Annotated in this window: 13 protein-coding genes; 10 read left to right on the top strand and 3 right to left on the bottom strand. The window is 63.6% G+C overall.

From position 1 onward, the window contains the following. The 3 genes from SO156_RS07150 to gntR all read right to left on the bottom strand — a co-directional run bounded on the left by SO156_RS07150 (nucleotide 1) and on the right by gntR (nucleotide 3,901). Nucleotides 1–732 carry an SDR family oxidoreductase gene (locus tag SO156_RS07150; RefSeq protein ID WP_498534375.1) on the bottom strand — a complete coding sequence of 244 codons (732 nt, stop codon included), beginning with the start codon at nucleotides 730–732 and terminating at the stop codon, nucleotides 1–3. A 112-nt stretch (nucleotides 733–844) separates the two neighbouring features. Next, on the bottom strand, nucleotides 845–2,674 hold the full coding sequence (locus tag SO156_RS07145) for an IlvD/Edd family dehydratase (protein ID WP_498534323.1): 1,830 nt from the start codon (nucleotides 2,672–2,674) through the stop codon (nucleotides 845–847). 150 nt (nucleotides 2,675–2,824) lie between these two features. Then, entirely contained in the window at nucleotides 2,825–3,901 is a 1,077-nt protein-coding gene (gntR, locus tag SO156_RS07140; RefSeq protein ID WP_458143447.1) for an HTH-type transcriptional regulator GntR, read from the bottom strand. 204 nt (nucleotides 3,902–4,105) lie between these two features. On the opposite strand from gntR, the gene SO156_RS07135 reads away from it, so the two are divergent. From SO156_RS07135 to SO156_RS07090, 10 genes are all read left to right on the top strand, one after another. Then, a complete protein-coding gene (locus SO156_RS07135) occupies nucleotides 4,106–5,173 on the top strand; it encodes an ABC transporter ATP-binding protein (protein ID WP_458143449.1) in 1,068 nt (355 codons plus the stop codon). A 45-nt stretch (nucleotides 5,174–5,218) separates the two neighbouring features. Further along, nucleotides 5,219–6,538, top strand: coding sequence for an ABC transporter substrate-binding protein (locus SO156_RS07130; RefSeq protein ID WP_458143451.1), 1,320 nt, complete (start codon nucleotides 5,219–5,221; stop codon nucleotides 6,536–6,538). 64 nt (nucleotides 6,539–6,602) lie between these two features. Continuing rightward, complete coding sequence (locus SO156_RS07125) at nucleotides 6,603–7,559, top strand: carbohydrate ABC transporter permease (protein ID WP_498534322.1); 957 nt, start codon at nucleotides 6,603–6,605, stop codon at nucleotides 7,557–7,559. Next, complete coding sequence (locus SO156_RS07120) at nucleotides 7,552–8,475, top strand: carbohydrate ABC transporter permease (RefSeq protein ID WP_458143454.1); 924 nt, start codon at nucleotides 7,552–7,554, stop codon at nucleotides 8,473–8,475. The genes SO156_RS07125 and SO156_RS07120 overlap by 8 nt, the downstream gene beginning before the upstream one ends. Before the next feature lie 66 nt (nucleotides 8,476–8,541). Then, nucleotides 8,542–9,528 carry a D-erythronate dehydrogenase gene (denD, locus tag SO156_RS07115; protein WP_458143456.1) on the top strand — a complete coding sequence of 329 codons (987 nt, stop codon included), beginning with the start codon at nucleotides 8,542–8,544 and terminating at the stop codon, nucleotides 9,526–9,528. A 29-nt stretch (nucleotides 9,529–9,557) separates the two neighbouring features. Next, nucleotides 9,558–10,517, top strand: coding sequence for a sugar kinase (locus tag SO156_RS07110; protein WP_498534321.1), 960 nt, complete (start codon nucleotides 9,558–9,560; stop codon nucleotides 10,515–10,517). A 13-nt stretch (nucleotides 10,518–10,530) separates the two neighbouring features. Beyond that, complete coding sequence (gene eda, locus SO156_RS07105; protein WP_498534320.1) at nucleotides 10,531–11,181, top strand: bifunctional 4-hydroxy-2-oxoglutarate aldolase/2-dehydro-3-deoxy-phosphogluconate aldolase; 651 nt, start codon at nucleotides 10,531–10,533, stop codon at nucleotides 11,179–11,181. Nucleotides 11,182–11,246: 65 nt separating this feature from the next. Further along, a complete protein-coding gene (locus SO156_RS07100) occupies nucleotides 11,247–12,416 on the top strand; it encodes an acetyl-CoA acetyltransferase (protein WP_498534319.1) in 1,170 nt (389 codons plus the stop codon). 120 nt (nucleotides 12,417–12,536) lie between these two features. Continuing rightward, nucleotides 12,537–12,737 (top strand): hypothetical protein, encoded by a 201-nt coding sequence (locus tag SO156_RS07095; RefSeq protein WP_458143462.1) that lies wholly within the window; start codon nucleotides 12,537–12,539, stop codon nucleotides 12,735–12,737. A 135-nt stretch (nucleotides 12,738–12,872) separates the two neighbouring features. Further along, complete coding sequence (locus SO156_RS07090) at nucleotides 12,873–14,072, top strand: CaiB/BaiF CoA transferase family protein (RefSeq protein ID WP_498534318.1); 1,200 nt, start codon at nucleotides 12,873–12,875, stop codon at nucleotides 14,070–14,072. The last annotated feature ends 1 nt before the right edge of the window (nucleotide 14,073 follow it).

The following is a 14,073-nucleotide window of genomic DNA, read 5'->3' as shown; positions in this document are numbered from 1 at the left end:
TCAGAGCATGAAGCCGCCGTCGACGACGAGGTCGACGCCGGTGGTGAACGCGCTTTCGTCACTGCCCAGATAGACCGCCATGGCCGCGATTTCCTCTGCAGTGCCGAGCCGGCCCATCTTCTGGCGGGCGATGAACATCTCTTTGCCCTGCGGGCCGACGGCGGCGGCGCGATCGAGCATCGAGGGTGTCTCGACGGTGCCGGGGCAGATGCTGTTGCAGCGGATTCCCTGCGTGATGAAGTCGAGCGCAACCGCGCGCGTGAGCAGTGACACCGCGGCCTTGGAAGCACTGTAGACATAACGGTTGGCCGGCGGCCGCAGCGCGGCGCAAGACGAGATGTTGACGATGCTGCCGCCACCGCCCGAAATCATCGCCGGCAGAAATGCCTTGATCGTCCGGTGCATGGATTTGACGTTGAGATCGAACGAGAAGTCCCAGTCTTCTTCCGAACAGTCCAAGATGGTCCCGTTATGAACGAAGCCCGCGGCATTGAGCAGGATGTCGATCTTGCCGATGCGCTTGGCGAAGGCGTTGACGTCCGCAGTGTTGCGAACGTCGAGCTTTGCCGTCTCGGCGATGCCGTCCTTGCTTAAGGTGGCGATGCCGCCTTCATTGATATCGGTGGCGATGACGGTTGCGCCTTCACGCGCGAATGCGATGGCGCATGCGCGCCCGATCCCCGCTGCCGCGGCGGTGACAACAGCGCGCTTTCCCTTGAGGCGGTCTGCCATTTTGTTTTTCTCCTTGATTTCCTCAGTGCCGTAGCCCGGATGAGCGCGTGAGCGCGATATCCGGGAAATGTCCCGGGTGTCGCTTCGCTCACCCGGGCTACGTGTCGCTAACTCAGTGGTTATCCCGCGCCACGCCAAACGTGTTGGCCACGTTCTGGTAGCGCGTGGCGAGCTCCATGCAGGCGCCGGTCGACTGCTGGCCGACGGTGTTGCGATAGATCTCCTGCCAGGGCGTCTGGTTCGGCGGATGCTTGAAGCCGCCATTGGCCTTCAGCTCGGCGTGGCGCTTCTTCACTTCCTCGTCCGAGATCAGGATGTTGGCGCTGCCCTTGTTGAGGTCGATGCGCACCTTGTCGCCGGTCCTCAGGATCGCGAGGCCCCCGTCGGCGGCGGCTTCCGGCGAAGCGTTGAGGATCGAGGGCGAGCCCGAGGTGCCGGACTGCCGGCCGTCGCCGATGCAGGGCAGGGCCAGGATGCCGCGTTTGATCAGCGCCGCCGGCGGCTGCATGTTCACGACCTCGGCGCCGCCGGGATAACCGATCGGGCCGGCGCCGCGGATGAACAGCACGCAATGCTCGTCGATGTCGAGCGAGGGATCGTCGATCCGCTCGTGATAGTCCTCCGGCCCCTCGAACACGATCGCGCGTCCTTCGAACGCGTTCAGGTCTTTCGGGTTGCTGAGGTAGCGATCACGGAACTCCTTGGAGATCACGGAGGTCTTCATGATCGCGGAATCGAAGAGATTGCCGCGCAGCACCAGGAAGCCGGCATCCTTCACCATCGGCTTGTCGTAGGCCCAGATCACGTCCTGGTCGGGCTTGGGCGCATTGGCGCAGTTCTCGCCGATGCCGCGGCCGTTGACGGTGAGCGCATCGTCGTGGATGCGTTTGTGCTTCATCAGCTCGCGCACCACGGCGGGCACGCCGCCGGAGCGATGGAATTCCTCGCCGAGATAGAAGCCGGCCGGCTGGAGGTTCACCAGCAACGGCACGTCGTGGCCGTATTTCTGCCAGTCGTCGATCGAAAGCTCGACGCCGATGTGGCGGGCGAGCGCGTTGATGTGGATCGGCGCATTGGTCGAGCCACCGATCGCCGAATTCACCACGATGCAGTTCTCGAACGCCTTGCGGGTCAGGAAGTCGGAGGGTTTCAGATCCTCCCAGACCATCTCGACGATGCGCTTGCCCGTCTCGTAGGCGATCTGGCCCCGCTCGCGATAGGGCGCGGGAATCGCAGCGCAGCCCGGCAGCGAGAAGCCGAGCGCCTCGGCGAGCGAATTCATGGTCGAGGCCGTGCCCATGGTGTTGCAATGGCCGACCGAGGGCGCGGACGAGGCCACGATCTCCATGAACTCTTCGTAGTCGATCTCACCGGCGGCGAGGCGTTCGCGCGACTTCCAGACGATGGTGCCGGAGCCGGTGCGCTCGCCGTCATGCCAGCCGTTCAGCATCGGGCCGCCCGACAGCACGATCGCCGGCAGGTTGACGGTCGCCGCCGCCATCATGCAGGCAGGTGTCGTCTTGTCGCAGCCGGTGGTCAGGACCACGCCGTCGAGGGGATAGCCGAACAGCACCTCGACGAGGCCGAGATAGGCGAGGTTGCGGTCGAGCGCCGCGGTCGGCCGCTTGCCGGTCTCCTGGATCGGATGGGTCGGAAACTCCAGCGCGATGCCACCAGCCATGCGGATGCCCTCGCGGACGCGGTGCGCGAGCTCGATGTGGTGACGGTTGCAGGGGGAGAGGTCGTTGCCGGTCTGGGCAATGCCAATGATCGGCTTGCCGGACTGGAGTTCCTCGCGGGTGAGACCGAAATTCAGATAGCGCTCCATATAGAGCGCGGTCATGCCGGGGTTATGCGGGTTGTCGAACCATTCCTGGGAGCGAAGGCGCCGGCGGCTGCCATTGGTTGAGGGCGCATGCCCGTTGGTTGGCTTTTTTGTCATTGATGTCTCCTAGAATGCGAACGCACAGGCGTCGGTCAGTCGTATCGGCTTGTGCGATGCCCGACAGCGCAAGGCTGCATTCCGCAACTCGCCTGATCGCGGTCGTTTCCTCACAAGTGCGATACTAGTCATGGGTCCTTGGTAACGCTATCATTTTGTTCGGCCGGCCACCATTCCGGAAAGCGTCGTTTGGCTGTCGGCGCGCTGCGCCAGCGTGCTTTGCCGCTCGATCACCTTGAAGCCGAGATCGAGCACCGGCTGTTCCGGGCGGCGGCCTTCGATGGCCTCGATCAGCATCGTGGCGGCGGCCCGACCCATCTCGTAGCGGTTGGTGCGCACGCTGGTGAGCGTTGGGACCGCGCTCGCCATGAATTCGAGGTCGTTGAAGCCGATGATGGCGATCTGATCCGGAACGGTGATCTCTCGGCGCCGGCATTCGAAGAGCACGCCAAGGGCGAGATCGTCATTGGCGCAAAACACCGCATCGATGTTCGGCTCCCGCGCGAGCAGGTCGGCAAACAGCGTTCCCCCCAGCGTCACCGAGGTCGGTGTCGCCGTTGTCACGACGAGCCGCTGGTCGAACAGGCCGGCGTCCTTCATCGCCGTGACATAGCCATCGAGCCGCCGCTGCACCCGCGGATCCATCCGCGCACCCACGAAACCGATCCGGCCGCAGCCCTGCGCGAACAGGTGCGCAATCGCCGCGCGCGCCGCCTCATAGTGCGAAAAGCCGATCATCATATCGACGGGGGCGGGCCCAAGCTCCATGATTTGCACGATCGGGCAATCGGCCGCCTCCAGCATCACGCGCGATTCGGTCGTCTGGTCGATGCCGGTGACGATCAGCCCGGCCGGCTTCTGCGCCAGGAACAGGCGGAGAAGCTTTTCCTCCTGGAGGATGCTGTAGCGGGTGTTGGAGAGCTGAATCGAGTAGCGGCTGCCTTCGGACGCATCATAGATACCGCGAAGCACGTCGGAGAACACGTTGTTGGTGAGGGAGGGGATCAGGACGCCGATCACTTCCGTGCGCTGCGAGGCCAATGCACGTGCCGCGAGATTCGGCACATAGCCGAGCTCGCGTGCGGCGCTCTCGACGCGCGCCCGCTTGGCGTCCGACAGCGCCTCGGGATTCCTGAAAAAGCGGGACGCGGTGATAGGGCTCACGCCGGCGAGCTCGGCGACCTCAGCCAGTCGGATCTTGCCCGATTTGGTGCGTTTTCGTCCCATTTGTTGCTCATAGCACAGCCCATCCTGCAAACAAAGGAACGTTGACAGCGCTACCAGCTCCGACTAACCAAAGACAAATTGCCAAAACCGCGCAAACTGCAGACAATGCCGCCTGTCAGATGGGGCCTCGTTGGGTGGAGCCTCGGAAGAAAAGGCGGTAGCGGTGCTCGATTAGGCGCTGCGGACCAGTGAGGAGGGAGCTAGATGTCGTCTGTGCACATCCGCGACGTGCGGAAATCGTTCGGCAATTTTGAAGTCCTGCACGGCGTGACGATTCCGATCGAGGACGGGCAATTCGTCGTTCTCGTTGGTCCCTCCGGCTGCGGCAAGTCGACGCTGCTGCGCATGCTCGCAGGGCTTGAGAACATCACCTCAGGCACGATCTCGATCGGCGAGCGTGTCGTGAACAATGTCCAGCCCAAGGAGCGGGACATCGCGATGGTTTTCCAGAACTACGCGCTCTATCCGCACATGACGGTCGCCGACAACATGGGCTTCTCGCTCAAGCTGCGCAGCGCGGGCTCTGACGAGATCAACAAGCGCGTCAAGCGCGCCGCCGAGATCCTCGCGCTGACGCCGCTGCTCGATCGCTATCCGCGCCAGCTCTCCGGTGGCCAGCGCCAGCGCGTCGCCATGGGCCGCGCCATCGTGCGCGATCCGCAGGTGTTCCTGTTCGACGAGCCCTTGTCGAACCTCGATGCCAAGCTGCGCGTCGCCATGCGTACCGAGATCAAGGAGCTGCACCAGCGGCTCAAGACCACGACCGTCTATGTCACCCACGACCAGATTGAGGCCATGACCATGGCCGACAAGATCGTGGTCATGCATGACGGCATCGTCGAGCAGATGGGCACGCCGCTCGAACTCTACGACAAGCCCGAAAATCAATTCGTCGCGGGCTTCATCGGTTCGCCGGCGATGAACTTCCTCAAGGGCCATGTGCGCTCGAACGGGGCGGCGACCTTCGAGGGGCCGAACGGCGTCAAGCTGCCGCTCAAGAGCGCGCCGACCGCGTCCGACGGACGGCCCGCGGTCTATGGCGTACGGCCGGAGCATTTCACGATCGCTGACGACGGGGCGGAAGCCGAGATCGTCGTGGTCGAGCCGACGGGCTCCGAGACGCAGGTGTTCGCAAAGCTCGGCGGCGAGCAGGTCGTCGCGGTGTTTCGCGAGCGGCACATGTTCAATCCTGGCGACAAGGTCCGGCTGAAGCCGGATCCGTCGCTGGTCCACTTGTTCGACGACGGGACGGGAAAACGGCTGAACGCATAAGACAGACTTAAACAAATCAAAAAAATCACCATTGGGAGAAACGACATGCAAGACTTTACCCGCCGGGCATTGCTCCAAGGCGGAACGGCGCTGGCTGCAACCGGCGCACTGACTGGGCCTGCACTGTTCGAGTTCGCGAAGGCTTGGGCGGCGGACTCGCCGTGGAAGGCCGAGTCGGGTGCCAAGCTGACGGTGATGCGCTGGAAGCGCTTCGTGCCGGCGGAAGACGATGCGTTCAACGCGATGGTCGCGGCGTTCAAGGCCGCAACTGGCACGGAGATGAACGTCTTCAGCGAGTCCTTCGAGGACGTGCAGCCGAAGGCGTCGGTCGCTGCGAACACCGGCTCGGGTCTGGATCTCGCGTGGGGCCTCCACACCCTGCCTCAACTGTTCCCGACCAAAGTGCTGAAGATGAACGACGTCGCCGATTACCTCGGCAAGAAGTATGGTGGCTGGACGGATGCCGCAGCCAAGACCTGCAAGCTTGGCGACGACTGGCTCGGTATTCCCGTAGCCACCAACGGCGGCTACATGACCTACCGCAAATCAGCGACCGACAAGGCGGGCTTCAAGGAGTTTCCGAAGGACTTCCCCGGCTTCCTCGAGATGTGCAAGGCGCTGAAAGCGAACAACACGCCTGCGGGCTACGCGCTCGGGCATGCCAGCGGCGACGCCAATGGCTGGTTGCACTGGATATTGTGGGGACACGGCGCCTACACCGTAGACCAGAACGACAAGATCATCATCAATTCGCCCGAGACCATGAAGGCGCTGGAGTACTGCAAGGCGCTCTACGAAACCTTCATCCCCGGGACCCCATCCTGGAACGACTCCTCCAACAACAAGGCGTTCCTGGCCGGTGAGCTTTATTGCACCCTCAACGGTATTTCGATCTACGTCGCGGCCAAGACCGACCCGACCAAGAAGGAACTTGCCGAAGATACCTATCATGCGCTGCACCCCGTCGGGCCCATCGGCAAGCCGACTGAATTGCAGCTTGCCCTGCCGATCCTCGCCTTCAACTTCACCAAGTACCCGAACGCGTCGAAGGCCTTTATCGCCTTCATGCTGGAGAAGGAGAACTACGAGAAGTGGCTGGACGGGGCACAGGGTTACCTGACACAGACTTTGAATGCGTATGAAACTGCGCCGGTCTGGACGGCCGATCCAAAGAACGCCGTCTTCGCGCAGGCGTCCAAGCGCACCCTGCCGGCGTCCGGCATCGGTACGGTGGGTGAGAAGGCTGCAACGGCGATCGCCGACTTCATCGTCGTTGACATGTTTGCCAACTACTGCACCGGCACCAAGGACGCAAAGGGTGCAGTTGCGGAGGCAGAACGGCAATTGAAGCGCATCTATCGCTGATGATCTCGACGCGGGCGGCTGTCTGGCCGCCCGCTCGTTCGCACTCTGATCAGGGGTATCGGGCATGGCTGATGTCGTAGTTGCTTCCCAAGCCAAGCCTCGGTTTCGCGAGGCCAACGCCTGGGACCAGCTCAAGCACAATCGCAACTGGCTCGGTTTCTGGTTCATGCTGCCGGCCATGGCCTTCCTGATTTTCTTCCTCGCCTATCCGCTGGGGCTGGGCGTCTGGCTATCCTTCACCGACACGCGCATCGGCAGGGTCGGGCAATTCATAGGCACCGAGAATTACGAGTGGCTGTGGGACGACTCGATTTTCTGGCTGTCGGTGACCAACACGCTGCTGTACACGTTCGTGGCCAGCGCCTTCAAATTCGCGATCGGTCTCTATCTCGCGCTCCTCTTGAATGAGAACATGCCGTTCAAGGCGATGCTGCGGGCAATGGTTCTGATCCCGTTCATCGTGCCTACCGTCCTCTCGGCGCTGGCGTTCTGGTGGATCTTCGACGCGCAATTCTCCATCATCTCGTGGTCGCTGAAGAATCTCGGCCTGATCAGCCAGAACATCAATTTCCTCGGCGACACGACCTGGGCACGCATTTGCGTGATCTTCGCCAACATCTGGCGCGGGGTGCCCTTCGTGGCGATCACGCTGCTCGCCGGCCTTCAGACGGTGTCGCCGTCGCTCTATGAAGCCGCAACGCTGGATGGCGCCACGCGCTGGCAGAATTTCCGGTACATCACCTATCCGCTGCTGACGCCGATCATCGCAGTCGTGATGACCTTCTCGGTGCTGTTCACCTTCACCGACTTCCAGCTGATCTGGGCGATGACCCGTGGCGGCCCGGTCAATGCCACCCATCTGATGGCGACGCTGTCGTATCAGCGCGCGATCATCGCGGGGCAGCTTGGTGAGGGGGCGGCGATCTCCAGTGCTATGATTCCATTCTTGCTTGCCGCAATCATGATCTCCTGGTTCGGCCTGCAGCGTAGAAAGTGGCAACAGGGAGAGAACAATGACTGATCTTCCTGCCTCCAAGGTCAGCCTCAAGTCCATCCTGTCGACGCCCGCGCGGGTCGATAACAGCGAGGGCATGAGCTATTTGCAGTCGGTGCCGCGCCGGATCGTGACGCTGTACTTGCCGCTCACGATCATCGTCGTGATCCTCTTGTTTCCGTTTTACTGGATGGCGCTGACCTCGGTGAAACCAGACGACCAGCTGCTCGATCTCGACAAGTACAATCCGTTCTGGACCTGGAATCCGACCTTCAAGCATTTTCACAAGCTTCTGTTCGAGAGCTACTATCCGCACTGGCTCTGGAACACGATGTACGTGGCGGTGTGCGCCACGGTGCTCTCGATCATTGCATCGGTGCTGGCGGCCTATGCCATCGTGCGCTTGCGCTACAAGGGGGCCAATCTCGTCGGCGGGCTGATTTTCCTCGCCTACCTGGTGCCGCCGTCGATCCTGTTCATCCCGCTCGCCACCGTCGTGTTCCAGTACGGCCTGTTCGACTCGCCGATGGCGCTGATCCTGACCTATCCGACCATCCTGATCCCGTTCTCGACCTGGCTGTTGATGGGCTATTTCAAGACCATCCCCTTCGAGCTCGAGGAATGCGCGCTGATCGATGGGGCGAGTCGCTGGCAGATCCTAATCAAGATCGTGCTGCCGCTGGCAATCCCCGGCCTGATCTCGGCCTTCATCTTCTGCTTCACGCTATGCTGGAACGAGTTCATCTACGCGCTGACCTTCCTGCAATCGACCAGCAACAAGACTGTGCCGGTCGCGATCGTCAACGAATTCGTGGACGGCGACATCTACCGCTGGGGCTCGTTGATGGCGGGGGCGCTCGCGGGGTCGCTGCCGCTGGTTATCCTTTACGCGTTCTTCGTGGAGCATTATGTGTCGGCGATGACCGGCGCCGTGAAGGAATGATTGCGGGCCCGCCGTAAGAACGCGTCCGAACGGGCGCGTTCAAGACCAACAAGAAGGAGTAGGCTCTTGCACATTCTGGTTCTCGGCGCTGCCGGCATGGTCGGCCGCAAGTTGTGCGAACGGCTGCTGCGCGACGGCCGGCTCGGCAAGAGCGACATCACCAAGCTGACCATGCATGACGTCGTCGAGCCGAAGAAGCCCGAGAAGGCCGGCTTTGCCGTCGAGACTGTGTCCGGCGATTTTGCCGTTCCCGGAGCCGCCGAGAAGCTGATCGCGGGCCGGCCCGACGTGATCTTCCATCTGGCCGCCATCGTCTCCGGCGAGGCCGAGCTCGATTTCGACAAGGGCTATCGCATCAATCTCGACGGCACGCGGATGCTGCTCGACGCCATCCGCCTCACCGGCGGCGGCTACAAGCCGCGCGTGGTCTTCACCTCGTCGATCGCGGTGTTCGGCGCGCCGTTCCCGGATGCGATCGGCGACGAGTTCTTCCACACGCCGCTGCTCAGCTACGGCACCCAGAAGGCGATCGGCGAGCTGCTGCTTGCCGACTATTCCCGCCGCGGTTTCCTCGATGGCATTGGCATCCGCCTGCCGACCATCTGCATCCGGCCCGGCCTGCCCAACAAAGCGGCATCCGGCTTCTTCTCCAACATTTTGCGCGAGCCGCTGGCCGGCAAGGAAGCGATCCTGCCGGTCTCCGAGGACGTCCGCCACTGGCACGCCACGCCGCGCTCCGCTGTCGGCTTCCTGCTCCATGCCGGCACGATGGATCTCGCCGCGGTCGGCCCGCGCCGCAATCTCACCATGCCCGGCCTCTCGGCGACCGTCGGCGAGCAGGTCGCGGCCTTGAAGCGGGTCGCAGGCGAGAAGGTCGCCGCCCGCATCAAGCGGGAGCCGGATCCCTTCATCGTCGGCATCGTCAGCGGCTGGCCGCGCAATTTCGATGCGCGACGCTCGCGCGAGCTCGGCTTCACCACCGCCGAGAACAGCTTCGATGATATCATCCGCATTCACATCGAAGACGAGCTCGGCGGCAATTTCGTCGCCTGACGTAACCGGTGAACAGTGTGGGTCGAGTCATGGCGAGCGTTGCTTGCATCGGTGAATGCATGGTCGAACTCCGGCAGGCCCAGGGAGGTGGGCAGGGCGGCGGGCTCTACTCGCGCGGCTTCGGTGGCGACACTCTCAACACGGCCGTCTATCTCGCGCGGCTCGAGGTCAAGGTCGACTATCTCACTGCGCTCGGCGATGACTCATTGAGCGATGAGATGGTGACGGCCTGGACGGCGGAGGGCGTCGGCACCAGGCGTGTCTTGCGTCTGCCCGGCAAGCTGCCCGGCCTCTACATGATCCAGCTTGATGCCAACGGCGAGCGGCAGTTCTTTCACTGGCGCGACAGCGCGGCCGCGCGCCGGCTGATGGATCTGCCGGAGACGGACGAGATCCTCAACTCGCTGATGAGCTACGACATCGTATATCTCTCCGCGATCACGCTCTCGATCTACGATCAGGCCGGGCGCGAGCGCCTTTTTGCGGCGATCAAGCGCGCGCGTCTGCTTGGCACCCGCTTCGTGTTCGACACCAATTTTCGCGCCCGCGCCTGGCCCGATCGCGACATCGCCCGCGCGGTGTTTGCCGCGGCATTCGAGGCCGCCGACATCGTGCTAACCTCGACGGAGGATCTGCTCGCGCTGTACCCCGGCGAGAGCCATGCCGAGCTGATGGCGCGCATTCCCACTCCCGAGCTGGTGTTCCGTCTCGCCGAGCCTGTCAGCCTGTTGCGCTTGCAGGGCGGCACCAGCGAGGTGCGTGCCGAGCCGCTGACCAAGCCGGTGGTCGACACCACCGCGGCCGGCGACAGCTTTGCCGCGGCCTATATTGCAGCCCGGCTTGCCGGTTCCGATCCGGTCGAGGCCGCACAGGCCGGCCATCGCCTTGCGAGCCTCGTGATCTGCTATCCCGGTGCCATCATTCCGGTCTATGCCATGCCGCCGAAGAAGCGGCCCCGGCCGGCAACCTCACGCCAAGCCACAAAGTGAAAATCGAAACGCAATGACCACGACTGCCAAACAGGAAAAGCTCGCCGCGTTGTTCAAGGGCGCGACCGTCATCCCCGTCCTCACCATCGAGCGTATCGAGGATGCCGTGCCCCTGGCGCGCGCGCTCGTTGCCGGTGGCGTCAAGACGCTGGAGGTGACGCTGCGCACCTCCGTGGCGATCGAGGCGGCGAAAGCGATGGTATCAGAGGTGCCGGAGGCGATCGTCGGCATCGGCACCATCCTCAACCCGGCCGACCTCGCGCGCGCCGAGAAGCTCGGGGTCAAATTCGGGATCAGCCCGGGCGGCACGCCCGATCTGTTGAAGGCCGCCGCCGACAGCGCCTTGCCCTTCGCCCCTGGCATTGCGACCGCATCCGAGCTGATGCAGGCGCTGACGTTCGGCTTCGATCTGGCGAAGTTCTTTCCCGCCGAGCAGGCCGGCGGCATCAAGGGCCTGCGTGCCCTCGGTGGTCCGTTCCCCAATGTGCGCTTTTGCCCCACCGGCGGCGTCGGCGAGGCCAATGCGGCGACCTGGCTTGCCGAGCCCAACGTGCTGGCGGTCGGCGGTTCCTGGCTATGCCCGGCGGCGGAGATCAAAGCGGGGAACTGGGCCGGCATAACTGCCATCTGCCAGCGCACCCTGAAAGGCCTCAAAGCCGCGTGAAGTCTTGGGCCCGATGGGCTAAGAATCGGCAAGGGGAGACAAAGAAAGACCTGAGGAGAGTGACCATGACCGCCAGCATCGTCGGATGGGCACATACGCCTTTCGGCAAGCTCGACACCGAGACCGTCGAGAGCCTCGTTACGCGCGTCGCCAATGAGGCGCTTGCGGATGCGGGCATCTCGGCCAGCGATGTCGATGAGATCGTGCTCGGTCATTTCAACGCCGGCTTCTCGCCGCAGGATTTTACCGCCTCGCTGGTGCTCCAGGCCGATCCGCATCTGCGCTTCAAGCCGGCAACCCGTGTCGAGAACGCCTGCGCCACCGGCTCGGCCGCCGTGCACCAGGGCCTGCGCGCGATCGCTGCCGGTGCTGCCAGGATCGTGCTGGTCGTCGGCGTCGAGCAGATGACCCGCACGCCGGGTCCGGAGATCGGCAAGAACCTGCTCAAGGCCTCGTACTTGCCGGAAGATGGCGACACCGTCGGCGGCTTCGCCGGCGTGTTCGGCAAGATCGCCAGCGCCTATTTCCAGAAATACGGCGACCAGTCCGATGCGCTGGCGCTGATCGCGGCCAAGAACCACAAGAACGGCGTTGCCAACCCGTTTGCGCAGATGCGCAAGGATTTTGGCTTCGAGTTTTGCCGCTCCGAGAGCGAGAAGAACCCTTACGTCGCCGGCCCCCTGAAGCGCACCGACTGCTCGCTGGTCTCCGACGGCGCCGCGGCACTGGTGCTGGCCGATGCCGAGACAGCCAAGGGCATGGGCAAGTCGATCGGCTTCCGCGCCACTGCGCACGCCCAGGACTTTTTGCCGATGAGCAAGCGCGACATCCTCCAGTTCGAGGGCTGCACGGTTGCCTGGCAGCGCGCGCTGGAGAAGGCGGGCGTGTCGCTCGCCGACCTCTCCTTCGTCGAGACCCACGACTGCTTCACGGTCGCCGAGCTGATCGAATATGAAGCGATGGGCCTGACGCCAAGGGGGCAGGGCGCCCGCGCCATCAAGGAAGGCTGGACGCTGAAGGATGGCAAGCTGCCGGTCAATCCGTCCGGCGGGCTGAAGTCGAAGGGCCATCCGATCGGCGCCACCGGCGTCTCCATGCATGTGATGACCGCGATGCAGCTTGCAGGGCAGGCGCCCGAGGGCATGCAGATCAAGAACGCCAGGCTCGGCGGCATCTTCAACATGGGCGGCGCTGCCGTCGCCAACTACGTTTCCGTCCTGGAGCCGCTGAAGTAACCCGTAAGGGTGGGCAAAGGCGCGAATGCGCCGGGCCCACCCTTCCTTGCGCTATGTCAAGGTGGCCCCATTTCGCTTCGCTCACCCTCCTGCTCTTGATTGATTTCCGGGGAATGCATCATGAGCAATGATAGCTCGCTATCACTCGACGAACTCAACGATCGCATCGCGATCCTCGAGGGCAATATCAGGCAGCTCATCGAGCAGGCCGCCGCCGCGTCCGGCGAGCAGAGCGAGGCGCGTATCGCCGATCGCATCAACCAGCAGAACGATGAGCTTGAGCGGCTGCTCAAGATCCGCGAAGCCCGCCTGAAGAAATAACCGGAGTTGGCCGCGCCGCGCTCGCAGGCGGCGCATGCGGCCATACGCCCGCCGCCCTTGCTCGGGTCCCGCCGCTGCCGTTAGCTGGACCGAAATCGCGGGCGGCAGTCAGCCCCGCGCAATCGGGAGTGAACGATGGGGCCGTTGAAGGGCATCAAGGTCATCGACATGACGACCGTGCTGATGGGGCCGTATGCGACCCAGATGCTCGGTGACTATGGTGCCGACATCATCAAGGTGGAGTCGCTCGAGGGCGACGTCACCCGGCTGATCGGCCCGATGCGTCATGCCGGCATGGGCCCGGTATTCCTCAACACCAATCGCAGCAAGCGCTCGATCTGCCTCGACCTGAAGAAGCCGGCCGGCCGCGACGCCGTGCTGCGGCTCATCAGGGACGCCGACGTCCTCGTCTACAACGTCCGACCGCAGGCCATGACGCGCCTTCAACTCGGCTACGACGTGGTCTCCGCGATCAACCCGCGTCTCGTCTATGCCGGCGTGTTCGGCTTCGGTCAGGACGGGCCCTATGCCGCTAAGCCCGCCTATGACGATTTGATCCAGGGCGCAACCGCGCTGCCCGCACTGATGGCGCAGACCGGCGACGGCGTGCCGCGCTACGTGCCGAACGCGCTGGTCGATCGCATCGTCGGCCTCACCGCCGTCGGCGCGATCTGCGCCAGCCTCGTGCATCGCGACCGCACCGGGCGCGGCCAGCGCGTCGACATCCCGATGTTCGAGACCATGGCCGGCTTCGTCATGGGCGATCACATGGGCGGGCTGACCTTCGAGCCGCCGCTCGACAAGGGCGGCTATGCGCGTCACCTGTCGCGCGACCGCAGGCCTTACAAAACCGCGGACGGTTACCTCAGCGTGATCGTCTACAACGACAAGCAGTGGCAGAACTTTTTCGAGGCGACCGGCCGCGACGATCTGCGCGCCGACAAGAGGTTCGCGACCTTTGCGGGCCGCGCCGCGAATATCGATTTCGTCTATGCCGAGCTCGCGCGCATCTTCGAGACGCGCACGACCGCCGAATGGATCGAGATTTTGACCAAGGCCGACGTGCCTGTCATGCCGATGCACGATCTGAAAACGATCCTGCATGATCCGCATCTGGAGGCGACGGGCTTCTTCCCGGTGGTCAACCATCCGACCGAAGGTCCAATCCGCAGCATGAAGGTCACCGCGACCTGGTCGGACACCGACGCCGAACCGGCGCGGCTCGCACCGCGCCTCAACGAGCACGGTGCGGAGATCCTGAAGGAGATCGGCTATTCCGCGGATGAGATTGCGGCTCTGATACGCGACGGCGTGACCCGCTCGCCGCCGGAGTAGG

The organism is Bradyrhizobium sp. UFLA05-125, assembly GCF_059803515.1.
The sequence above is the reverse complement of the archived record's forward strand: the minus strand, read 5'-3'. Positions and strand labels throughout refer to the sequence as shown.